Source organism: Jiangella sp. DSM 45060 (genome assembly GCF_900105175.1).
In the GTDB taxonomy this organism is placed as follows: Bacteria; Actinomycetota; Actinomycetes; order Jiangellales; family Jiangellaceae; genus Jiangella.
On the sequence record NZ_LT629771.1, the window covers coordinates 2,064,241 to 2,085,211 of the forward strand.

Genomic DNA, 20,971 nt, shown 5'->3' on the forward strand with positions numbered 1-20,971 from the left:
ATGAGTAGTGTTGGCGGACGTGCGTAGAGCGAAGATTGTTTGCACTCTTGGTCCAGCGACCGACTCGCCTGAGCGGCTGCGGGAACTGATCGACGTCGGCATGGACGTCGCGCGGTTCAACCTCAGCCACGGGAGCCACGCGGAGCACGAGGAACGGTACCTGCGAGTGCGCAAGGCGGCCACCGAGGCCGAGCGCAACGTGGGCGTCCTCGTCGACCTCCAGGGCCCGAAGATCCGGCTCGGCGAGTTCGCCGGCGGCTCGGCCGAACTGGAGGTCGGCCAGACGTTCGTCATCACGGTCGAGGACGTCGACGGCACCGCCGAGCGGGCGTCCACGACGTACAAGGGGCTGCCCGGCGACGTCAGGGCCGGCGACACCGTGCTGATCGACGACGGCCGGCTCTCGCTCGAGGTCACCGAGGTCACCGACACCGACGTCGTCACCACCGTGGTCATCGGCGGCAAGGTCTCCAACCACAAGGGTCTCAACCTCCCCGGCACCGCCGTCAGCGTGCCGGCGCTGTCCGAGAAGGACATCGACGACCTGCGGTGGGGTCTGCGCATCGGCGCCGACATGATCGCGCTGTCGTTCGTCCGGTCCGCGGCCGACGTCGACGACGTCCACCGCATCATGGCCGAAGAGGGCGTCCGGCTGCCGGTCATCGCGAAGGTCGAGAAGCCGCAGGCGGTCGAGAACCTCGCCGAGATCGTCGACGCGTTCGACGGCGTCATGGTCGCCCGCGGCGACCTCGGCGTCGAGCTGCCGCTGTGGGACGTCCCGCTGGTGCAGAAGACCGCCGTCGAGCTGTGCCGGCGACGGGCCAAGCCGGTCATCGTCGCCACCCAGATGCTCGACTCCATGATCACCAACCCGCGGCCCACCCGCGCCGAGACCTCCGACGTCGCCAACGCCGTGCTCGACGGCGCCGACGCCGTCATGCTGTCCGGCGAGACCAGCGTCGGCGCCTATCCCATCGAGACCGTCACCACCATGGCGAGGATCGTCGAGACCGTCGAGGAACACGGCCTCGAGCGCATCCCGCCGCTGGGCACCAAGCCGCGCACCAAGGGCGGCGCCATCACGAAGGCCGCGGTCGAGACCGGCGCGCTGCTGGGCGCGAAGTACCTGGTCGCGTTCACGCAGAGCGGCGACTCCGCCCGCCGCATGGCCCGGCTGCGCCCCGGCATCCCGCTGCTGGCGTTCAGCCCGCTGAGCGCCACCCGGCACCAGTTGGCGCTGTCGTGGGGCATCGAGGCGTTCACCGCCGAGCACGTCGACCACACCGACGAGATGGTCAAGCAGGTCGACCGCATGCTGCTCGAGCAGGAGCGGTGCCGTCGCGGCGACCTCGTCATCATCGTCGCGGGGTCCCCGCCCGGCATCCCCGGCTCCACCAACGCCATGCGGGTGCACCGCATCGGCGACGCCGTGGGCAAGGTCGCCCCGGCCTACCACTGAGTGGTCGCTGCCGCCGGCCGGCGCTCAGGCGTTGGCCGGCTGCAGCACCTCGTCGAGCTGTCCGTCCTTGGCCGACTCGACGATGAGCCGGAACTGCGCGAGGCTCATCTGCACCCGCTGGCCGAAATCGTCGGTGATGACGACGCGGCGTTCGGGCGGGGCGTTCTGGTCGAGGAACAGCTCGGGGCAGCCGCAGTCGCAGTTGCCGCAGAACGTCGCGATGTGCTGGAGACGGTCCATGGGCGGCCTCGTTTCTCGCGTTCGGAAAGTGCAGCTGCTCCTTTTGGACGATAACCGAACGGGCCGTTCGACGCACCTCTTGTTCGCCATTGTGGGCACGAGTAAAATCACGCGGGATTCCGTCCGGGTTCGGCCCGGGTTAGGGTGATCCGTGACCATCGGACAGTCCCTGGCGTCGTTCGCCGTCGTCGCCGCACTGCTCACCGTCATTCCCGGACTCGACACCGCGCTGGTGCTGCGGGCCGCCGTCAGCCGCGGCCGCGGGCACGCCGTCGCGGCCGCGCTGGGCATCGGCGCCGGCTGCCTGGCGTGGGGGGTCGCGGCGGCCGTTGGCGCGTCGGCGCTGCTGGTGGCATCGGAGACGGCGTACCGGGTGCTGACGCTGGCCGGCGCGGTCTACCTCGTCGGGCTGGGTGCGCACCTGCTGTGGACGAGCCTGCGCCGGCGTGGCGACGCGTTGCCCGCGGCGGCGCCGGCGCCGGGGTCGCTGTGGGCGTCGTGGCTGACCGGACTCGGGACGAACATCCTGAATCCGAAGATCGGCGTCTTCTATGTGGCGACCATTCCGCAGTTCATTCCCGACGGCACGTCGCCGCTGCTGATGGGAATTGCGCTGGCGATCGTGCACAACCTCATCGGAATGCTCTGGTTCGCGTGCGTCATCGGCGGCGCCGGATTCATGGTGCGGGCACTGGGCCGGTCCCGGTTCGCCCGCGTCGCCGACCGCGTGACGGGCGTCGTGCTGGTCGGTTTCGGGCTGCGGCTGGCGCTGCAGCACCGCTGAGTCGTCGCCCGGCCTACTCGGACGGCGTGTAGCGCTGCTCCGGCTCGAAGACGGGCTCGGCGTCGTGGTCGAGCTCGAGGTGGACGGCGCCCTGCAGGTCGGTCAGGACGACGACGCCGCTGCCGTCCGCCGGCACGCGGTCGGGTGACGTACGCATGCGGGCCTGCACCTCGTGGCGGCCGGTCGGCGAGTCGTAGCTGACGGTGACGTCGAGCTCAGGGTCGTTGTGCAGCCAGAAGCGCACGCCGCCGAGCTGGAGCCGGCCCGCATACCGGTGGCCGTCCCGCCGAAGCCGCTCGATGCGCTGCTGACGTTCACGGGCATGGCGCAGGGCGGACGGGAGCCGCGCCACCACCGTCAGACCCCAGAGGGCGGCCAGCACCGCGACGGCCGCCGAGACGAGGGTGGCCTCGGTGCCGGGCACGCCGTCGAGCGCCTGGCGCACACCCTCGGCCCGGTCGGGCCCGGCCGCGACGGCGGCACCGGCGCCCGCACCCACGGTGACGCCGGCCAGCACCGGGACCAGGCGGAACAACGAGGCGGCCCGGCGCTGCCCGAAGCGCTCACGTGCGTGTTCGGCGAGGCCGACCGTGACGAGGAGGGCCAGGTAGCCGAGGACGAGCAGGCCGCCGACCAGCCAGCCCGCACCGACGTCCGCGCCACAGCCGGCGGACGTCGTGCAGCCCAGTGCCGCCGAGCCGAGCAGCGCCACCGCGGCCCAGGCCGTGAATGTCAGCAGGGCCGGGACCAGCAGGCGCGGGGTGAGGCGCCCTGGCGCCCGGCCCGGGGCGAGCCCGGTGATCCGGGACCCCTTGTCGGTGACGGAGAACACCGGCCGGTGGTCCCACCAGTCGGTGGAGTCGACGTTCCGGGGCGCCACAGCGTCGGTCATGACCACCTCTTTCGGGTCGGTGCGGACCCATCCTCGCCGGAGCCACGTCGCGGCGCCAGAGCCCGTCTGACACGGGCCCGCGGGCGCGGCTACGGTAGGTCCGGTGAGAGTCGCCACCTGGAACGTCAACTCCGTCAAGCAGCGGCTGCCGCGGCTGCTGCCCTGGCTCGACCAACGCCGCCCCGACGTCGTCTGCCTGCAGGAGACCAAGCTCGCCGACGACCTCATCGAGGACCTCCTCGGCGCCGAGCTCGACAAACGCGGCTACCAGGCGGCCTACCACGGTGAGGCGCGCTGGAACGGCGTCGCGCTGTTCTCCCGTGTGGGCCTCGACGACGTCGTCACCGGGCTGCCGGGCGGGCCGGGCTTCCCGCACCAGGAGGCCCGCGCCGTCTCCGCGACCTGCGGGGGAGTGCGGGTGCACTCGGTGTACGTGCCCAACGGCCGCGAGCCCGGCTCCGAGCACTACGCGTACAAGCTGGAGTGGCTGGCGGCGCTGCGCGCGCAGGTCGCGGCCGGCCCCGACGCCGTCATGGTGTGCGGCGACATGAACATCGCGCCCGCCGACGCCGACGTCTTCGACCCCGACGCCTACGTCGGGCAGACGCACGTCACCGAGCCCGAGCGGGCCGCCCTGGACGAGCTCCAGTCGGCCGGCCTGCACGACGTCGTCCGCGACCGCTGGCCGTCCGAGCGGGTGTTCACCTACTGGGACTACCGCGCCGGCATGTTCCACAAGGACCTCGGCATGCGCATCGACCTCGTGCTGGCCGGTGCGCCGGTCGCGGAGCGGGTGGCGGCCGCCTGGGTCGACCGGCACGCCCGCAAGGGCACCGGCCCCAGCGACCACGCGCCGGTCATCGTCGACCTCGACGACGCACCCGACGGCGACATCGGACCGGTCGTCCCGCCGCCGTCGGCCGCCGCTCCCCGCCGCGGGTCGGTGCGGCTGCCGCAGTCGAAGTGACCGCATCGCCCGGCCCGGGCCGATCTCGTCAGATCGGTTGACATCGGCCGGGAAATGCGAGGAGATGGAATTCTCACAACGGCCGGGTCCGTCTCGTCGCCCGGCCCGGGAGCCCGTGGTCAAACAGCGTGCCACCTGCTTCGTCAGCGAAGGGGTGTGCGCATGCCGACTCGAACCTCGTCCAATCCGTCCCCCGGCCACGCGCGGCTGCGTCCCGACCGGCAAGACCGATTGCGGGCGCGACGCGAGCACGACGACCTCACCAACGACCTCCTCCGCCGGGCCGCCCGGCTGTCCGGCCGCGCTCGCCAGCGCGCCCTCGACGACGTCGTCGTCCGGAACCTCGGGCTGGCCGAGGCGATCAGCCGCCGCTACGCGGGGCGCGGCATCGACGCCGAGGACCTGCACCAGGTCGCCAGCGCCGGACTCGTCGCCGCCGCCCAGCGCTTCGACGCCGACCGCGGCGACGACTTCCTCTCCTTCGCCGTCCCCACCATCGTCGGCGAGGTGAAGCGGTACTTCCGCGACCACGGCTGGTCCGTCCGCCCGCCCCGCCGCGTCCAGGAACTCCGCGCGTCGATGGCCGCGGCGGCCGACGAGCTGTCGCAGTCGCGCGGCACCCTCCCGACGCCCGCCGAGCTGGCCGCCCACCTCGGCGCCGACCTCCCCGACGTGCTCGAGGCGGGCCGCGCCGCCGAGTGCTACGCCGCCGTCTCCCTCGACCACCCCACCACCGACCCCGGCAGCGACGGCGCCACCCTCGGCGACCTCCTCGGCGAGCCCGAGGGCGGCTACGCCCGCACCGAGGCCGTCGCCACCCTCGCCGCCGCCTGCCGCAGCCTCTCGCCGCGCGACGGGCGCGTGCTCTACCTGCGCTACTTCCGCGGCCTCACCCAGCAGGAGATCGGCGACGAGCTCGGCGTCACGCAGATGCAGGTGTCGCGGCTGCTGATCCGCATCCTGCGGCGGCTGCGCACGACCATCGGTGAACTGGAGCCCGAGCCGGTCGGCGCCGGACCCGGCCACTAGGTCGCGCGCGGCTCCGGACTCCGCCCGGGTCGCCGGCCGCGCTTGCTCTGGGCGGGCCGTGGCCGGCTGTTCCCGGCGGGCCGTGGCCCGGCCGTTCCCGGCGGGTCGTGGCCCGGCCGTTCCCGGCGGGTCAGTGCACCGGCATGCCAGTCATCGCCGGCTTGCCGGCCGGTACCAGCAGCCACGCGACCACGCCCGCCACCACGGCGGCGCCGGCGCCGGCCGCGAACGCGCCCGTGAACCCGTCGGTGCCGGTCGCGCCGGGCGCGAGGTCGGCCGCGGCGATGCTCGACGCCAGCGCCACACCCAGCGCGCCGCCGAACTCGTGGAACGTGTTCACCAGCCCGGACGTGAGCCCGGCCTCGTGGTGGTCGACGTGCGCGAGCGCGGTCGTGGTGGCAGTGACGAACCCGCCGCCGAGGCCGGCCGTGGCGATGCTCATGCCGGTCACCAGCAGCGCCGTGTCCACGCTCCCGCCGTCGCGCGTCGTGGCGACGGACGCCAGCGCGAGCCCGCCGGCGGCGATCGTCAGCGCCATCACCGCCACCAGCCGCGGCCCCACCCGGCCGACCGCCTGCCCGCCGAGGTGCGCTCCCGCCGCGACCGCTACCGCCACCGGGAGGAACAGCAACCCCGTGATCAGCGCGCCGTGGCCGCGCACGTGCTGCAGGTAGAACGAGCCGAGGAAGAACGACGAGATCAGCAGCCCGGTCGCCACCAGCATGAGCACCACGCCGGTCAGCACCGGCCGCCGGGTCAGGATCCGCGGGTCGACGAGCGGAGCCTTCAGCCGGCGCTGCAGCAGCACGAAGACGACGTACAGCACCACCGCCGCCACCACCGGCACCACCGCCGACGACCCCGTCCACCCGTCGTCGCCCGCGTTGACCAGGCCGTAGATCAGCGCCGCCGTCGCCGACGTCACCAGCACCGCTCCCGGCACGTCCAGCCGCCGCTGCCGCGCGTCGTCGTGCGCGGGGTGGGCGCTGCCGTGGGCACCCACCGTGGCGAGCAGCCGCGTCAGCAGCACGACCAGCACGATGCCGACCGGCACGTTCACATAGAAGATCCACGACCAGCCGGGTCCGGCCGTCAACAGTCCGCCGACCAGCACGCCGGCCGCCGACCCCGCGCCGCCGAGGGCGGCCCAGACGCCGAGGGCGCGGTTGCGCTCCGCCCCGTGGAACGTCGTCGCGACGATGGACAGCGCGGCCGGCGAGAGCAGCGCGGCGCCGACGCCCTGGACGATGCGGCCGCCGATCAGCGACTCCGCGTTCCACGCCAGCCCGCTGACCAGCGACGCCGCCGTGAACAGCGTCAGGCCGGCGAGCACGGTGCGGTGTGCGCCGAAGAGGTCGGCGAGCCGGCCGCCGAGCAGCAGCAACCCGCCGAACATCAGCGTGTACGCCGAGACGACCCAGGTCAGCGCGGTGCGCGACAGCGACAGCTCGGCGCCGATGTCGGGCAGCGCCACCGCCACCACCGTCACGTCGAGCACCAGCATGAACTGGGCCACGCCGAGCAGCGCCAACAGCCGCCACCGACCGGCGGCGGACGGATTCGCGGTCATCCCTACCCCTAACATGAACACAGCTGTTTGACTTGTGCACCGTACACTAACTCGAACAGAGGTGTTCGACAAGACGGGAGTACGGATGCCGGTCACGACGGGCAAGCGCGCCGACGCCCAGCGCAACGTCGCCGCGATCCTGGATGCCGCGGCGGCCTGTCTGGCCCGCGATCCGGACGCGAGCGTCTCGGACATCGCCGCGGCCGCCGGGGTGGGGCGGGTGACGCTCTACGGCCATTTCGGGTCGCGCACCGAACTGCTCGACGCGGCGTTCGTCCGGGCGGTGACCCGCGCGCACGAAGCCCTCGACGCCGTCGACCTCACCGGCGACGCGCGCGAGGCGCTGGCCCGGCTGGTGGCGTCGAGCTGGAAGGTGATCGACGAGTCGCGGATGCTGCTGGTCGCGGCGCAGCGGGCGTTGCCGCCGGAGCGGATCCGCGAACTGCACGAGAACCCGATGCGCCGCGTGCGGTCGCTGCTCGAGCGTGGCCGGGCCGCCGGTGTGTTCCGGTTCGACCTGACGGCGGACTGGCTGGTGGCGGTCTTCTACACGGTCGTCCACGGCGCGGCCGACGAGATCGGCGCCGGCCGGCTGGCTCCTGAGGCCGCGGCCGACGCGATCACCGCCACGTTGCTGGCCGCCTTCACCCCGCCCGGCCGCCCCGTCCCCGGCTGACGGTCGTCGTCAGCGCGCCGGGGGATCGGCGAGGCCCCTACGGCCTGGTCGGGTACCGCCTGCCGCGCCTCGAGTGTGCGTCGGCGGCGTGGTGTCTCGGTTGCGTGTCGTGCGTGCGTGGCGGGGTGGCTGGACCCCTCCCGGCCCGGGTGGGGCCCACCCTATGGGCGGGCGCCGACAACGTCGCTGCGAACCAGCCGCGTGCCCGGCGTCGAGTGTGCGTCGGCGGCCTGGTGTCTCGGCGGCGTGTCGTGTCGTGCGGGCGTGGCGGGGTGGCTGGACCCCTCCCGGCCCGGGTGGGGCCCACCCTATGGGCGGGCACCGACAACGTCGCGGCGAACCACCGGCCACCTGCCGGCTCGCCGCCGGCGACGCGCAGGCCCGCCACTGGGCCGCGCAGGCCCGCGACCGGGGCCACGCGCAGGCCCGTCACCGGGCGATACGCCGGCACGTGACCGGGCGATACGCCGGCCCGCTACCGGCGCATCGCCCGGTCGCCAGCCCTCGCCGTCACCAGAGGTCGGGCACGTAGGCCGACGCGCGGGCGGAGAGGCGGCTGACGGCCTCGGCGGAGGGCATCGGCTCGAGCTGACGGCCGTCCCGAAGGCGCAGCGCCACCGCGTCCGCCGCGACCTCCCGTGCGCCGGCCACCACGACGTACGGGGCGAGGCGGGCGGCGTGGATGCGTGCGCCGACGCTGCCCTCGTCCGCCCCGGCGACCGACACGCGCAGCCCGGCGTCCAAGCACCGGGCGGCTAGGCCGCGCGCGAACGCGTCCTGCTCCGGCCCGACCGGCACCAGCACCACCTGCACGGGTGCCAGCCACGGCGGGAACGCGCCGCCGTGCACCTCGATCAGCTGCGCGACCGCCCGTTCCAGGCTGCCGATGATGCTCCGGTGCACCATGACCGGCCGGTGCCGGCCACCGTCGGCGCCGACGTAGCCGAGGTCGAAGCGGGCCGGCTGGTGGAAGTCGATCTGGACGGTCGACAGGGTCGACTCGCGCCCGGCGGCGTCGGCGATCTGCACGTCGACCTTGGGGCCGTAGAACGCCGCCTCGCCCTCCTCGGCCTCGTGCGACAGGCCGGCCGCGGACAGCGCCTCGACCAGCAGCGCCGCCGACCGCTCCCAGTCAGGCGGCGCGCCCGCGTACTTGCCGCCGGCGTCGGGCAGCGAGAGTCGCACCCGCACGGGCTCGATCCCCATCGCCGCGTGGGCGGAGCGGATCAGTGCCAGCGCGGCGGCCGCCTCCTCCGCGGCCGACGAGACCGGGCAGAAGACGTGCGCGTCGTTGAGCTGGATGGACCGCACCCGGGTCATGCCGCCGAGCACGCCGGACGGCTCGGAGCGGTACATGCCGCCGAGCTCGGCCAGCCGCAATGGCAGCTCCCGATAGGACCGCCCGCGGGAGCGGTAGATGAGCGCGTGGTGCGGGCAGAGGCTCGGCCGCAGCACGAGTTCCTCCCCGCCGACGGGCATCGGCGGGAACATGTCGTCGCGGTAGTGCGACCAGTGGCCGGAGAGCTCGTACAGCTCGCGCTTGCCGAGGGCGGGGGAGTGGACGTGCTGGTAGCCGGCTCGCCGCTCGATGGCGTGGACGTACTCCTCGAGCGCGTGGCGGACGGCGGCGCCGGCGGGCAGCCAGTACGGCAGGCCGGCGCCGATGAGCGGGTCGGAGCCGAACAGCTCCAGCTCGCGGCCGAGTTTGCGGTGGTCGGGCATGTGGTCTCCCTGGGAAGGGGGACGAGTGACCGCGGCGGCGCGCCCGGGGCACTCGCCCCGGGCGGTCGAACAGGAGTCAGCGCGCCGGGACGGTGTCCGGCGTCGTCGTCGCGTAGGCGCGCTGCATGCCGCCGAAGGTAGCATCCGGCGGACGGCGTCCGCGCCTGGATTTCCGCCCCTCCACCGAATCCTACTGAATTGGTAGGATAATCGAGCCGACCCCGACCGAGGAGGCCACCATGCCGGCTGAGCAGCACGATCGCCCCGTCGACCTGGTGGTGCTGACGGCGGGGACGGCGCCGTCGTCGCGCATCCGGGCGGTCGCGGCGGCGTTCGCCGTCGAGCTGGCCGGCCGGCTGCCGCGGCCGCCGGTCTGGCGCGACGTCGTCGACCTGACGGCGCACGTGCCCGACCTCGCCGGCGTGCCGTCGGCCGGGGTCGCGGAGCTGGTCGACGCCGTCCTGACGGCCGACGTCGTGGTGCTGGCGACGCCGGTCAGTCGCGCGTCGTTCACCGGGGTGCTCAAGTTGTTCCTCGACCGCCTGCCCGACGCCGCGCTCGCCGGCACCGTCGTCGTCCCGGTGACGCTGTCGCGCGACCCGGCCGAGCGGCACGCCGCCGACCGTCAGCTGCGCCCCGTCCTCGACAGCCTCGGCGCCGCGCTGCCCGTCGCGTCGTTCGTCGTCGACGAGACCGAGCTGGCCGACGTCGCGGCGCTGGCCGACGCGTGGACGCGGCGGCACGCCGGGCTGGTGGCGGCCGCGGTGACCGAGCTCAGGCGGCCGTCCGCTCGCTGCGATACCGGCCCGGCGGCCGGGCGTACTCGCGCTTGAACGCGGCCGCGAACGCGAACTCCGACGTGTAGCCGACCCGCCGGGCGACGGCGCCGACGGGGAGGTCGGTCTCGGCCAGCAGCCGCGCCGCCGTCGTCATGCGCCACCACGTCAGGTACGTCAGCGGGGCGCTGCCGACCAGCGCGCTGAACCGGCGGGCGAACGCGGCCCGGGACAGTCCGGCCACCGCGCCCAGCGACTCGACCGTCCACGGCCGCTCCGGGCTCTCGTGCATGGCGGCCAGCGCGGCCGCGACCGAACCGTCGGTCAGCGCCGTGCCCCACCCGCCGTCGTGCGCCCCGGCGCAGGTCTCGTCGCTGAACCAGGCCCGCAGCACGTACAGCAGCAGCGCGTCGAGCAGCGCCGGCACGACGGCGTCGGATCCGGCGGCCGGCGCGTCGACCTCACGACCGAGCAGGTCGACGGCCGCGCGCAGCGACGGGTGCCGGCCCAGCCGGTTCGGCAGCAGGACGACGTCGGGCAGCGAGGTCAGCATGGGGTGCGGGCGGTCGTGGTCGACGAGGTACTGGCCGCACAGCACGACGAGCTCAGGCGTCGCCGTCGTGACCCCCGCCGTGAGCACCCGGTGCCCGGGATCGCCCTCGCACAGCTCCACCAGCGGTGTCGACGGCGACGCGGCCAGCCCGTGGCCGGTGCCGTGCGGGAACAGGACGACGTCGCCGGCGCTCAGCGCGACCGGGTCGCCGGACTCCGGCCGCAGCCAGCCCGACCCCTGCAGCACGACGTGGAAGGCCGCGCCGCGCACCTGCGGGTACCGCCAGCCCCACGTGCCGGCCGCGCGCAGCAGGAACGACCGCGGCCGTCCGGTGCGCATGACGGCGACGACCTGGCTCAACGGGTCCACGTCACTCACCCTACGGCGATCGTCTCGCTCACAGGCCGGCCGCGAGACGATCGCGCAGGACGGCGAGACGACCACCCATGGCCGCGGCCGGCTGCCGTCCCTAGCGTCGTAGCCATGACACGCATCGCGATCATCATCGGCAGCACCCGGCCGGACCGCGTCGGCCCCGCCGTCGCCCAGTGGCTGCTCGACCTCGCAAAACAGCGCGGCGACGCCGAGTACGAACTGGTCGACCTCGCCGACTTCGACCTCCCGCACCTCGACGAGCCGCTGCCCGCGTCGACCGGGCAGTACACGCGTCCGCACACCCATCGGCTGGCCGAGACGGTCGCGTCGTTCGACGGGTTCGTCTTCGTGACGCCCGAGTACAACCGGTCCTACCCGGGCGTGCTCAAGACCGCCATCGACCTCGTCTACGCCGAGTGGCACGACAAGGCGGCCGGGTTCGTCGGCTACGGCGCCGACGGCGGCGTGCGCGCGGTCGAGCACCTGCGCGGCGTCATGGCCATGCTGCGCATCGCCGACGTCCGCGGCCAGGTGACGCTGTCGTTGTACGACGACTTCGCCGACTTCGTGCGGCCGGTGCCGCGGGAGCGGCAGGTGGCGCTGGCGGCGACGATGCTCGACGAACTCCTCGCCTGGGCTGACGCGCTCGCACCGCTGCGCGCCGCCTGACCGCGCCGGCGGGCCGTTCTCCGTCGTTCCGTCCGGCGTAATCGTCCTCCTCCTGCCAGGTGAGTGGCGACTGGACGATGTGGGCCATGGGCAGCATCGTGGGGTGGTTGTCGTACGGAACCGACCTGACCGAGGAGCCGGCCGCGATCATGCGCCTGGCCGGCGAAGACACCGATTCCTGGGTGACGCCGCGGCTGGCGCTCGCGGCGCGCCCGCGGTCGATCCGTTCGCTCCGGACCCCTGGCGGCGTCGTCGCGGTGGGGCTGAGCGGCCAGCTGCAGAACCGTGGACCTCTGGGCGAGACATTGCGGCAGCGCAGCCGTTCGGTGACCGATGACGACGCCGATCTGGTCCTGCACAACCACCTGGCGTGGGGCGAGTCGATGCCGGAGCGGCTCGACGGCATCTTCGCATCGCCATCTGGGACGAGCGGGACCAACGGCTGACCCTGGTGCGAGACCGGTTCGGCGTGGAGGCGCTGTACTACTACCCGCTCGACGACGGCGTCGTGTTCGGCTCTGACCCGTCGGCGCTGTTCTCCCACGACCGGGTCCGGCGCCAGGTCGACCTGAAGTCGATGCGCGACATCTTCACCTTCACGACGCCGCGGCACACGTCACCGTGGCGGAACCTCTTCCAGGTCGAGCCGGGCGGCACAGTCACGGTCACCGCGGACGGCGTCCGGTCACGCCCGTACTGGCGGCTGGCCACCCGCACCCACACCGACGACCGGCAGGCCACCGTCGCGCACGTCCGCGAGCGACTCACCACCGTCCTGCGCCAGCAGCTGTCGGACATGGCGCCCTGCATCATGCTGTCCGGCGGGCTGGACTCCAGCGCGATGGTCGGCATCGCAGCCACCCAGCTGGACGGCGCCGAGACGCTGCACACCTTCTCGGTCGACTTCGCCGACCCCGCCGGCGGAGCCATGGACGCGCCGTTCGCGCGCGATGTCGCCCGGCTGGTCGGCTCGGACCATCGCCGGCTGGAGTTCGGCTGGCGCCAATTGGCCGCGCCGGACCTGCGGCGCAAGATGATCGTCGCCCGCGGCGGCCCGATGAGCTGGGGCGACGGCGACATCTCGCTCTACCTGGCGTTCACTGAGATCCACCGGTCGTTCGACGCGGTGCTGACCGGTGACTGCGCCGACGCCGTGTTCGGCTTCCCCCCGTCGTTGCAGCAACGAGCCCTCGAGGCGCGGACGATCGCATGGCAGGAGACGAATGCGTGCGAGTTCTGGGCCGCGTCGCTGCGTCCTGACGTGCGCAAGGCGCTGGACCTCCCGCAGCATCGGCGCGAGGAGTACGAGCGGGCCGTCGCGGAGGTCGAGCACCTCCCCGGCGCCGATGCGCTCGAACGGCGCATGCGTGAGGTCAACTACCTCGACCTGTGCTGGCACACCCGGGTGGTGCTGGACCGCCGCGACCGGATCGCCCGCCTGACCGGGCTGAACGTCCGCGTCCCGTACTGCGATCGCGAACTGGTCGAGTACATGTACAACGTACCGTGGTCGTTGAAGACCTTCGACGGCCGGGAGAAGAGCGTGTTGCGGCACGCGGTCCTCGACGTGATCCCCGAGTCGGTGGCGCAGCGCTCCAAGCGCGGCTACCCGCTCACGATGGACGCGCGCTACGCGGCGGCGTTGCAGGATCAGGGCAAGGAGATCCTGGCCGACCCGTACAGTCCCGTGTTCGCGATCGTCGACCAGGGCTGGCTCGAGTGGGCCGTCCAGGCGCCGATCCCCGAGGAGTCTCCGAGCCTGCGGTTCGGGCTGGATCGTGCTCTTGACCTCTACCACTGGCTGGATCTCTACGAGCCCGAGCTGCTGCTCGACTGAGCCGCGGCGAGCGGCTGGACCCGGATCCGCACCTTCACGCTGACGTGCTCGCCGCGGACGCCGGCGCCCGTGACGGTCGCGACGTAGAGGCCGGGAGCGTCGTATGCGTGGGTCACCTCGTCATCGGGGCCGATGTCGGCCGACGTCCCGTCGCCGAAGTCGATGGCGGTGTCGTGCACGTCGCGGAAGCGGCTCCAGAACTCCACCGGCGTGCCCGGGCGGACGTCGCGTGCCGGGCTGTAGTGCACCCAGCCACGGGCGACGTCGGCTCGCCGCACCGGCTCGTAGACGACGACGGAGATCGCGTCGCGGTCCTCGGAACCGTCCGCGGCGCGCACGACCAGCTCCTCGGCGTAGAGCCCGGGTGCGTCATAGACGACGTCGGCGAGCGGGCCGTCGACGACCCGGCCGTCGTGCAGTCGCCACTCGTGGCCGACGATCTTCTCGCCCGGCCGCGCGGTGGAGCGCGTCGCGTCCAGACGGTGTGGCCGGCCCGGCACGGTGTAGCCGTACCCGCCGGCCATGGCCAGCACGGGGTCGGGATAGCTGCGGAAGTACGACTCCACGTACATCGGGTACGGGCTGATCGGTGCGCCGTCGCGGTACAGGTCGACGTGCAGGTGCGGGTCGTCGTGCTGGAACCGGCGGCCGAAGTGTGTCTCTCCGGTCAGCCCGACGGGCGCCCCGCGATCAAGCCGCCGGCCCGGCCGGACGCCGGGCCGGATCGAGTCGACGTTCATGTGCGCGTACCGCACGACGACCCCGTCGCCGACGTCCAGGAAGACGGGGTTGCTCTCGGCCGGCCGCCCGGGCTCGGGTGCCTTCAGCACGGTTGCGTCGGCGACTGCGAGGACCGGCAGCCGGTCGGGTACGGCGCCGAGGTCCTCGCCGCGGTGGTAGTAGTACGCGTTGAACGGGACGAGCGATCCCCAGGTGTTCTGGTAGCTGCTGCTGCGCCAGCGGTAGTTCCCGATCGGGAACACGAGGTCGTCCGGTCCCCAGGTCCGGCCGGCCGGCACGGCGGAGAACCGCACCGCGCGGTCGACGCCGGCGATCGGCCGGGCCTGGGTCGGCGACGTGGCCCAGTCGCGGGTGGTCTCGACGTAGAGCCGGACCGGGCCGGCAGTCGTAGGCAGCTGTCCCGGCCGGCAGGTGAGGACGACCGGCTCGCCGTCGAGCTCCACTGACACGCGAGCGGCGACCCGGATCGCCTGGTCCGGCGACTCACCCGTCCAGAAGTCCGGTGCGGTGTCGTGATCGACGGCTCGGAGAACGACGCGCACGGAACCGTTCGGTGCGTCCAGGCGCACGGTCTCGTCGAGGTCCAGGTCGAATTGAACCGGCCAGGCTCCATGGACGGTGACGTGGCGAGTGCTCACGAGGGCGCTCCGTTCTGGTGGGCTGCGGGCCCGGCATCGAGCGATCACCGTAGCTCAAACGAAACGAAGGTTTCAATGTGCGCAACATTTATGAAATGTCGCCGCGTGGTGGGGAGTGCCCGACGACGAGGGGGGTCGGGTGCTGGAATCGTCGTAATGGTGTGCCGGCCGGAACATCGGGGCGACCTCCTGCGTTATGAAAATCGTTCTCGTCAGGAAGGGTGTCGCGATGAAGGTCCGCAACTCGCTCAGGTCGCTGAAGAACCAGCCCGGCTCGCAGGTCGTCCGGCGGCGCGGGCGGCTGTTCGTCATCAACCGGCAGGACCCGAGGCTGAAGGCCCGCCAGGGCTGACGCCGTCCACCGACTCTCGGAAAGGATCCCGATGGCCCGCACCGAACTGCGCCCCGTCGTCAAGCTCCGCTCGACGGCGGGCACCGGGTTCACGTACGTGACCCGAAAGAACCGCCGCAACCACCCCGACCGCATGGTGCTGCGCAAGTACGACCCGGTCGCGAAGCGGCACGTGGAGTTCCGCGAGGAGCGCTGACCGCCGGCCGGTCGTAGGATCGCGGCATGGCCGATGACGACGCCGCCCGCCGCGCGTTGCAGCGCGTCTCCGACGCCGAGCGCGAGCAGGTGGCCGAGCGCATCCGGGCGGCCGCCGCCGACGGCCGGCTGGGCCTCGACGAGCTGGACGACCGCCTCGGCTCGGCCCTGGCCGCGCGCACACGGAGCGACCTCGACGCCGTCGTCGACGATCTCGGCGACGGCGTCGCCGCACGTCCGGCCGCCGAGCCGATGGTCATCCGGGCGCAGGGCTCGCCCGTGCAGCGCACCGGCCACTGGGTGGTGCCCGAGCGCATCACCGTCAACGCGTCGATGTCGTCGGTGCTGCTCGACTTCACCGAGGCCACGTTCGCCGGCGGCGGCTGCCAGGTCGACGTCGAGCTGTCGGCGTCGTCGCTGCTGCTCGTCGTGCCCGAGGACATCGCCGCCGACGTCGACGTCGAGACCCGGTTCTGCGGCGTCGACGTCAAGGTGGCGGCGCCGGCCGACCCGCGTGCCGTCGTCCGGGTGGGCGGCACGGTGAGCATGGGCAGCGTCAGCGTGCGGCGGCCGGGCTGGCGCCGCCGCCGTCAGCTGCGCAAGGCGCTCCAGACACGCGGCTGAGATACAGGGGAGGGGTATCCGCACGGCGCCGCCGGCACGTGTTTATCGTGGGGGCGTGAGGACCCGACGGCGGACACCGCGGCAGCTGGCGCTGCGGCTGCTGCTCGTCGCCGTCCTGGCCCTCGGCCTCGTCGCGATGCACCATCTCGCCGGCGCGGGCGACGGGCGCGCGGAAGCGCAGGTCACGGCCGTGGACGCGGCCGCACCGGCCGGCCACGCCGCGCCGAGCGATCACGGCGCGGCGTCCGGCGACGACGGCGCCGGGCATGGGCTGTTCCACCTGTGCCTGGCTGTGCTGACCGCCGCCGCATTGATGCTGGCCGGCTGGCTGCTGCTCGGCCCGCGACGGTGGACGTCGCTGCTGCGGCCCGGCGCGCTGCTGACGCCACCGGCTCCGGCCCGGCCGCCGCCCCGGCCGCACGGCTCCGCGCTCCTGGTGTCCCTGTGCGTGTTGCGGACATAGCAGGTCTGGCCCAGCCCGACCTGCACGTTCGCATGCTCACGCACAGTTCTGAGAGGACACGATGGTTCGCACGCGCTTCACCCTGCCCGCCGCCGGAATCGCGGTGGCCGGCCTGTTGCTCGCCGGTTGCGGCGGCGACTCCGACGACCCGGGCGCTGAGGCCTCGGCGACCGCGCCGGCGTCCGCCAACGGGGCCGACGCCGACTTCGCCCGGCAGATGATCGAGCACCACGCCCAGGCCATCGAGATGGCCCGGCTGGTCCCGTCCGACGGCGTCAGCGCCGAGCTGACCGACCTGGCTGCCGCCGTCGAGGCCGTCCAGCAGCCCGAGATCGACCAGCTCACAGCCATGCTGGAGCGCTGGGGCGAGGACCCCTCGCCGAGCTCCGGCGGCGGACACGACGGCCACGGCGGCGGCTCCGCCGACGGCATGATGTCGGCCGAGGACATGGACGCGCTCGGCGCCGCCACCGGCGCGGAGTTCGAGCGCCTGTGGCTGGAGATGATGATCGAGCACCACCGCGGCGCCATCGCGATGGCCGAGGCCGAGCTGGCCGAGGGCGCCGACGCCGAGGCGCTGGCGCTGGCCCAGGCCGTCGTCGACGCCCAGGAGGCCGAGATCGCGCAGATGGAGACGATGCTCGGTGGCGGTGCGGGTGCGGCCGGTGCCGCGGACGGTGCTGCCGCGGCGCCCGCGTTCAGCCACATCCACGGCCTCGGCGCGGACGCCGGGCTGCTCTACGTCGCCACCCACGAGGGCCTGTACGAGATCAGCGCGGCCGGCGCCGCGGCGCTCGCCGGGCCGGACGACCACGACTTCATGGGCTTCACCATGACCGGCGCCGGGGAGTTCCTCGCCAGCGGCCACCCGAACAGCCGCACCGACCTGCCCGGCGACCTCGGCCTGCTGGAGAGCGCCGACGGCGGGGCGAGCTGGGTCGGCCGGTCGCTGTCCGGCGAGGTCGACTTCCACGCTCTCGACGCCAAGGGGTCGATGGTCTACGGCTGGAGCAGCGGCACCGGCGAGCTGCTGTCGAGCACGGACCGGACGACGTGGGAGCGGCTCGGGCAGGTCGGGCTGGCCGACCTCACCGTCCACCCCGACGACGACCAGACGCTGCTCATCACCACCGAGGACGGGCCGCGGATCAGCGCCGACGGCGGCCGGACGTTCGGCCCGCTCGACGGCGCGCCGGTGCTGTTCCTGGCCGACTGGCCGCGCACGGCCGAGCTGTACGGCGTCACGCCCGACGGCACCGTGCAGCACAGCCCCGACGGCGGGACGACGTGGCACCAGCGTAGCGCGCTGGGGGAGCGGCCGCAGGCGATCACCGTCGGGGCCGACGGCGCGGTGTACGCGGCGCTCGAGGACTCGATCGTGGTCTCCGCCGACGGCGGCGACACGTTCACCGAGCTGTACACCTGGGCCTGACCGGCCGCCGGGGTCCGGAGGGTGCGTCCCTCCGGGCCCCGGGCGGTCCCGGGCGCCGGGTGGACGTCGGGCGGGCGCCGGCGCGGGCGGACGTTCGCCGCGCGCGAGTCTGTCGGTGCCCGCCCGTAGGGTGGGACTCCCTCCCAGCCGGGCGGGGACCATACCCGGCGACGAAGCGAAAGCGGCGCACTGTGGGACGGCGAACGGCGGGCGAGCAGACGGCGGCAGGCGGACGCTAGGCGATCAGCGGGCCACGGCCACGTCCGGCCGACCACCACAGCGCCACGGCCACCACGCCCAGGACGGCGCTCAGCACGAACGGCGCCTGCAGGCCCTGCCACGACGCCACCGCGCCGCCGCCCAGCGCGCCGACCGCGCCGGCGCCGAACACCACCGTCCGCCAGGCCGCGGTCACCCGTCCGAGCAGCCCCGGCGGCGTCAGCCGCTGCCGCACCGACACGGCCGCGACGTTGAGCACGCCGAACCCGCCGCTGGTCGCGACCACGACGATGACCGCCGCCCAGGTCGACGGCGCGGCCAGCAACAGGACCGGTGTCACGGCGGTGACGGCGATGCTGCCCAGCAGGACGGCCCGGTGCCGCCGCCCCGCGATGAACCGGTCGGCGAGCAGCGCACCGGCCAGCCCGCCGGCCGCCCCGATCGCGAGGAACGCGCCGAACCCGAGCGCGCCCGCACTCAGCCGCGCGTCGACGTAGAGCACGAACACCGCGAACCAGGCGGCGTCGGCGAGCATCACCAGCGCGGCCGCGCCCAGCAGCCCGCGCAGCACCGGCTGCCGGGCCAGCCAGCCGAGCCCGGCCCGCACCCCGTCGGCCACCGCGGGGGCGCCGGCCTCGTCGCGCCGGGCGGTCGCGGACAGCACCGACGCGGGCAGCGACAGCACCAGCAGGACGGCGATCGCCAGCGTCGCGCTGTTGGCCGCGAACGGCAGCGCGACCCCGGTCGCGAACAGCGCGGCCCCGATCAGCGGCCCGGCGAACTCGTTGCCGGCCACCTCGCCCGCGACCAGCCGCCCGTTGGCCCGCTCCAGCAGTTCCGACGGCACCAGGCGCGGCACGACGGTCTGGGCGGCGGTGTCGCGGACGGTCTCGGCGACGCCCAGCGCGAACGCGGCGACGGCGACCAGCGGCAGCGTCGCGGTGTCCGTCAGCAGCGCCGCCACCAGCCCGAGCAACACCACGATGCGGCCCAGGTCGGCCGCGGCGAGCAGCGTGCGGGGGCTGCGACGGTCCGCCAGCGACCCGGCGGCCAGCCCGGTGACCAGCCACGGCAGCGCCGCCGCCGCGCCCACCGCCGCCACGGCGAAGGCGTCGTCCGTCAGCGACGCGGCCAGCAGCGGGAACGCCGCCATCCGGATGCCGTCGCCGAGATTCGCCAGGGTCGCCGCCGCCCAGAAGCGCCAGAACCGGTCACCAAGACGCATCGGCTCAGCGTACGGGGACGGCGCACGGCCGGGCGCCGCCCACGTCAATGGAGGGGCGACGCCCGGCCGATACCCGTCAGCCGGCCTGGCCGGCCGGGGCGGGCTGCCGCGACCGCAACGTCACGGCGGCGAGCAGCGCACCCGCGAGCGCGATGCCGGCGGCGCCGAGGAACGCGGCCGAGAAGCCGTCCGTCAGCGCGTCCAGGTCGCCCAGCCGGTCCGCGCCGAAGGCCGACGCGACCGCCGTCATCGCGGCCAGGCCGAGCGCTGAGCCGATCTGGTAGCTGGTGTTGACGATGCCCGAGGCCAGGCCGCTCTCCTCCGGCCGAGCCGACGAGATCGCCGTGCCCAGCGACGGGATGAAGGCCAGCGACATGCCGAGCGCGGCGAGCAGCGACGCCGGCAGCACGTCCACCCAGAACGAGCCGTCCGGGCGGATCAGCGACAGCCACGCCATGCCCGCGGCGAGGATCGCGAGCCCCGTCACGATCATCGCCTTCGGCCCGAACCGGCCGATCGCGCGCGGCGCGAGCCCGATCATCCCGATCATGATCAGCGCGGTCATCGGGATCAGCGCCGCGCCGCTGGGGAACGCGCTGTAGCCGAGGACCTGTTGCAGGTACAGGTTCAGGAAGAACCACATCGGGATCCACGCGCCGCCGAGCAGCACCTGGGCGAGGTTCGCGGCGCCCAGGTTCGGCGTCCGGAAGATCGACAACCGCATCAGCGGCTCACGGCGGGCCGCCTGGATCGCGACGAACACGCCGAGCAGGACGACCGCTCCCGTCAGCCACAGCCACGTCGACGCCGCGGCCCAGCCCACCTCTGGCGCGCGGACGATCGCGTACACCGCGGCACCGAGGCCCGCGGTCACCGTCAGCGCACCCAGCAGGTCGACGCCGCCGCGGGCGCCGGCACCGCCGGACGGCATCAGCGCGGGCGCCGCCACCAGCGCGATGATCGCGATCGGCACATTGACGTAGAACACCCAGGGCCAGCTGACGTACTCGGTGATGACGCCGCCGAGGAACACCCCCGCGGTGCCGCCCGCCGGCGCCGCCGCGCCGTAGATGGCCAGCGCCTTCGTCAGCTCGCGCGGCTCCGCGCCGAACAGCATCATGAGCAGCGTCAACGCGGCCGGCGCGATCAGCGCGGCGCCCGCGCCCTGCACCGCCCGCCCGGTCAGCTCGACGGCGACGGAGTCCGCCGCCCCGGCCACGACCGATCCGGCCAGCAGCACGGCCCAGCCGATCCCGAACAGCCGCCGTGCGCCGAACAGGTCCGACAGGCGGCCGCCCAGCAGCAACAACCCCCCGAACGCGACCACGTACGCGTTGAACACCCACGACAGGTCGCCCTGGCTGAAGCCCAGATCGGCCTGGATCTCGGGCAGCGCGACGCCGATGATCGACGTGTCCATGATCACCACGAACTGCGCCGTGGCGATCAGCGCGAGAGCGAGCCAGCGACGCGAGGTCGCTGGTGGAGACATGGAGGACATCAGGTACTCCTTACCGGTAGGGGGTATCCAAG

22 protein-coding genes are annotated in these 20,971 nt (G+C 73.7%); 14 read left to right on the plus strand and 8 right to left on the minus strand.

Annotated elements, in window-relative coordinates; genetic code table 11:
• Nucleotides 1-19: 19 nt before the first annotated feature.
• Nucleotides 20-1,459 (plus strand): pyruvate kinase, encoded by a 1,440-nt coding sequence (pyk, locus tag BLU82_RS09245; protein ID WP_092625637.1) that lies wholly within the window; start codon nt 20-22, stop codon nt 1,457-1,459.
• A gap of 24 nt (nt 1,460-1,483) precedes the next feature.
• Here the strand turns inward: pyk and BLU82_RS09250 are convergent, their stop codons facing one another.
• A complete protein-coding gene (locus tag BLU82_RS09250) occupies nt 1,484-1,699 on the minus strand; it encodes a hypothetical protein (RefSeq protein ID WP_069114189.1) in 216 nt (71 codons plus the stop codon).
• 151 nt (nt 1,700-1,850) lie between these two features.
• Between BLU82_RS09250 and BLU82_RS09255 the strand changes: the two genes are divergently transcribed.
• Entirely contained in the window at nt 1,851-2,483 is a 633-nt protein-coding gene (locus BLU82_RS09255) for a LysE family translocator (protein WP_092618843.1), read from the plus strand.
• Nucleotides 2,484-2,496: 13 nt separating this feature from the next.
• On the opposite strand, the gene BLU82_RS09260 is transcribed toward BLU82_RS09255, so the two are convergent.
• Nucleotides 2,497-3,375 (minus strand): hypothetical protein, encoded by an 879-nt coding sequence (locus tag BLU82_RS09260; RefSeq protein ID WP_157740746.1) that lies wholly within the window; start codon nt 3,373-3,375, stop codon nt 2,497-2,499.
• Nucleotides 3,376-3,478: 103 nt separating this feature from the next.
• On the opposite strand from BLU82_RS09260, the gene BLU82_RS09265 reads away from it, so the two are divergent.
• Together BLU82_RS09265 and BLU82_RS09270 are read left to right on the plus strand one after the other, a co-directional pair.
• Nucleotides 3,479-4,342, plus strand: coding sequence for an exodeoxyribonuclease III (locus BLU82_RS09265; RefSeq protein ID WP_092618849.1), 864 nt, complete (start codon nt 3,479-3,481; stop codon nt 4,340-4,342).
• A gap of 162 nt (nt 4,343-4,504) precedes the next feature.
• Entirely contained in the window at nt 4,505-5,371 is an 867-nt protein-coding gene (locus tag BLU82_RS09270; protein ID WP_157740748.1) for a sigma-70 family RNA polymerase sigma factor, read from the plus strand.
• Between the two features lie 130 nt (nt 5,372-5,501).
• Here BLU82_RS09270 and BLU82_RS09275 read toward each other — a convergent pair whose 3' ends face one another.
• Complete coding sequence (locus tag BLU82_RS09275) at nt 5,502-6,941, minus strand: MFS transporter (protein WP_092618855.1); 1,440 nt, start codon at nt 6,939-6,941, stop codon at nt 5,502-5,504.
• A gap of 85 nt (nt 6,942-7,026) precedes the next feature.
• Between BLU82_RS09275 and BLU82_RS09280 the strand changes: the two genes are divergently transcribed.
• The gene (locus tag BLU82_RS09280; RefSeq protein WP_092618858.1) at nt 7,027-7,617 is read left to right on the plus strand and encodes a TetR/AcrR family transcriptional regulator; all 591 of its coding nucleotides are present in this window, start codon (nt 7,027-7,029) and stop codon (nt 7,615-7,617) included.
• A 510-nt stretch (nt 7,618-8,127) separates the two neighbouring features.
• On the opposite strand, the gene thrS is transcribed toward BLU82_RS09280, so the two are convergent.
• Nucleotides 8,128-9,339 carry a threonine--tRNA ligase gene (gene thrS / locus BLU82_RS09285; protein ID WP_092618861.1) on the minus strand — a complete coding sequence of 404 codons (1,212 nt, stop codon included), beginning with the start codon at nt 9,337-9,339 and terminating at the stop codon, nt 8,128-8,130.
• Nucleotides 9,340-9,578: 239 nt separating this feature from the next.
• Here thrS and BLU82_RS09290 point away from each other — a divergent pair, with 239 nt between their 5' ends.
• A complete protein-coding gene (locus tag BLU82_RS09290; protein WP_092618864.1) occupies nt 9,579-10,172 on the plus strand; it encodes an NADPH-dependent FMN reductase in 594 nt (197 codons plus the stop codon).
• Here the strand turns inward: BLU82_RS09290 and BLU82_RS09295 are convergent.
• Nucleotides 10,114-11,037 carry an AraC family transcriptional regulator gene (locus tag BLU82_RS09295; RefSeq protein WP_092618867.1) on the minus strand — a complete coding sequence of 308 codons (924 nt, stop codon included), beginning with the start codon at nt 11,035-11,037 and terminating at the stop codon, nt 10,114-10,116. The two genes, BLU82_RS09290 and BLU82_RS09295, sit on opposite strands and share 59 nt — an antisense overlap.
• 114 nt (nt 11,038-11,151) lie before the next feature.
• On the opposite strand from BLU82_RS09295, the gene BLU82_RS09300 reads away from it, so the two are divergent.
• The 3 genes from BLU82_RS09300 (at nt 11,152) to BLU82_RS09310 (ending at nt 13,549) form a co-directional block, all read left to right on the plus strand.
• On the plus strand, nt 11,152-11,712 hold the full coding sequence (locus BLU82_RS09300) for an NADPH-dependent FMN reductase (protein WP_092618870.1): 561 nt from the start codon (nt 11,152-11,154) through the stop codon (nt 11,710-11,712).
• 86 nt (nt 11,713-11,798) lie between these two features.
• Nucleotides 11,799-12,158, plus strand: a complete 360-nt coding sequence (locus tag BLU82_RS09305) for a hypothetical protein (RefSeq protein WP_092618873.1) — start codon at nt 11,799-11,801, stop codon at nt 12,156-12,158.
• A gap of 5 nt (nt 12,159-12,163) precedes the next feature.
• Nucleotides 12,164-13,549, plus strand: a complete 1,386-nt coding sequence (locus BLU82_RS09310) for an asparagine synthetase B (protein ID WP_172885562.1) — start codon at nt 12,164-12,166, stop codon at nt 13,547-13,549.
• On the opposite strand, the gene BLU82_RS09315 is transcribed toward BLU82_RS09310, so the two are convergent.
• Entirely contained in the window at nt 13,522-14,928 is a 1,407-nt protein-coding gene (locus BLU82_RS09315; protein ID WP_157740750.1) for a PKD domain-containing protein, read from the minus strand. The genes BLU82_RS09310 and BLU82_RS09315 overlap by 28 nt on opposite strands.
• A gap of 229 nt (nt 14,929-15,157) precedes the next feature.
• Here BLU82_RS09315 and ykgO point away from each other — a divergent pair, with 229 nt between their 5' ends.
• The 5 genes from ykgO (at nt 15,158) to BLU82_RS35060 (ending at nt 17,994) form a co-directional block, all read left to right on the plus strand.
• A complete protein-coding gene (gene ykgO / locus BLU82_RS09320) occupies nt 15,158-15,280 on the plus strand; it encodes a type B 50S ribosomal protein L36 (RefSeq protein WP_092618882.1) in 123 nt (40 codons plus the stop codon).
• A gap of 31 nt (nt 15,281-15,311) precedes the next feature.
• Nucleotides 15,312-15,476: a 50S ribosomal protein L33 gene (rpmG, locus tag BLU82_RS09325; protein WP_092618885.1), complete on the plus strand. Its 165-nt coding sequence runs from the start codon at nt 15,312-15,314 to the stop codon at nt 15,474-15,476.
• Nucleotides 15,477-15,502: 26 nt separating this feature from the next.
• Entirely contained in the window at nt 15,503-16,099 is a 597-nt protein-coding gene (locus BLU82_RS09330) for a DUF1707 domain-containing protein (protein ID WP_092618888.1), read from the plus strand.
• 55 nt (nt 16,100-16,154) lie between these two features.
• Nucleotides 16,155-16,562, plus strand: coding sequence for a DUF6153 family protein (locus tag BLU82_RS09335; protein WP_197682833.1), 408 nt, complete (start codon nt 16,155-16,157; stop codon nt 16,560-16,562).
• A gap of 61 nt (nt 16,563-16,623) precedes the next feature.
• A complete protein-coding gene (locus BLU82_RS35060; RefSeq protein WP_197682834.1) occupies nt 16,624-17,994 on the plus strand; it encodes a F510_1955 family glycosylhydrolase in 1,371 nt (456 codons plus the stop codon).
• 235 nt (nt 17,995-18,229) lie between these two features.
• Here the strand turns inward: BLU82_RS35060 and BLU82_RS09345 are convergent, their stop codons facing one another.
• Nucleotides 18,230-19,438, minus strand: a complete 1,209-nt coding sequence (locus BLU82_RS09345) for an MFS transporter (protein ID WP_092618891.1) — start codon at nt 19,436-19,438, stop codon at nt 18,230-18,232.
• 76 nt (nt 19,439-19,514) lie between these two features.
• Nucleotides 19,515-20,939 carry an MFS transporter gene (locus BLU82_RS09350; protein ID WP_092618894.1) on the minus strand — a complete coding sequence of 475 codons (1,425 nt, stop codon included), beginning with the start codon at nt 20,937-20,939 and terminating at the stop codon, nt 19,515-19,517.
• Nucleotides 20,940-20,971 lie beyond the last annotated feature (32 nt).

What these genes read in the sequence shown, in the direction of transcription:
- BLU82_RS09250 (WP_069114189.1), bottom strand. Translation starts at nt 1,699, where the DNA reads ATGGACCGTCTCCAGCACATCGCGACGTTCTGCGGCAACTGCGACTGC.
- BLU82_RS09260 (WP_157740746.1), bottom strand. Translation starts at nt 3,375, where the DNA reads ATGACCGACGCTGTGGCGCCCCGGAACGTCGACTCCACCGACTGGTGG.
- BLU82_RS09270 (WP_157740748.1), top strand. Translation starts at nt 4,505, where the DNA reads ATGCCGACTCGAACCTCGTCCAATCCGTCCCCCGGCCACGCGCGGCTG.
- BLU82_RS09275 (WP_092618855.1), bottom strand. Translation starts at nt 6,941, where the DNA reads ATGACCGCGAATCCGTCCGCCGCCGGTCGGTGGCGGCTGTTGGCGCTG.
- BLU82_RS09280 (WP_092618858.1), top strand. Translation starts at nt 7,027, where the DNA reads ATGCCGGTCACGACGGGCAAGCGCGCCGACGCCCAGCGCAACGTCGCC.
- thrS (WP_092618861.1), bottom strand. Translation starts at nt 9,339, where the DNA reads ATGCCCGACCACCGCAAACTCGGCCGCGAGCTGGAGCTGTTCGGCTCC.
- BLU82_RS09290 (WP_092618864.1), top strand. Translation starts at nt 9,579, where the DNA reads ATGCCGGCTGAGCAGCACGATCGCCCCGTCGACCTGGTGGTGCTGACG.
- BLU82_RS09300 (WP_092618870.1), top strand. Translation starts at nt 11,152, where the DNA reads ATGACACGCATCGCGATCATCATCGGCAGCACCCGGCCGGACCGCGTC.
- BLU82_RS09305 (WP_092618873.1), top strand. Translation starts at nt 11,799, where the DNA reads ATGGGCAGCATCGTGGGGTGGTTGTCGTACGGAACCGACCTGACCGAG.
- ykgO (WP_092618882.1), top strand. Translation starts at nt 15,158, where the DNA reads ATGAAGGTCCGCAACTCGCTCAGGTCGCTGAAGAACCAGCCCGGCTCG.
- rpmG (WP_092618885.1), top strand. Translation starts at nt 15,312, where the DNA reads ATGGCCCGCACCGAACTGCGCCCCGTCGTCAAGCTCCGCTCGACGGCG.
- BLU82_RS09330 (WP_092618888.1), top strand. Translation starts at nt 15,503, where the DNA reads ATGGCCGATGACGACGCCGCCCGCCGCGCGTTGCAGCGCGTCTCCGAC.
- BLU82_RS35060 (WP_197682834.1), top strand. Translation starts at nt 16,624, where the DNA reads ATGGTTCGCACGCGCTTCACCCTGCCCGCCGCCGGAATCGCGGTGGCC.
- BLU82_RS09345 (WP_092618891.1), bottom strand. Translation starts at nt 19,438, where the DNA reads ATGCGTCTTGGTGACCGGTTCTGGCGCTTCTGGGCGGCGGCGACCCTG.
- BLU82_RS09350 (WP_092618894.1), bottom strand. Translation starts at nt 20,939, where the DNA reads ATGTCCTCCATGTCTCCACCAGCGACCTCGCGTCGCTGGCTCGCTCTC.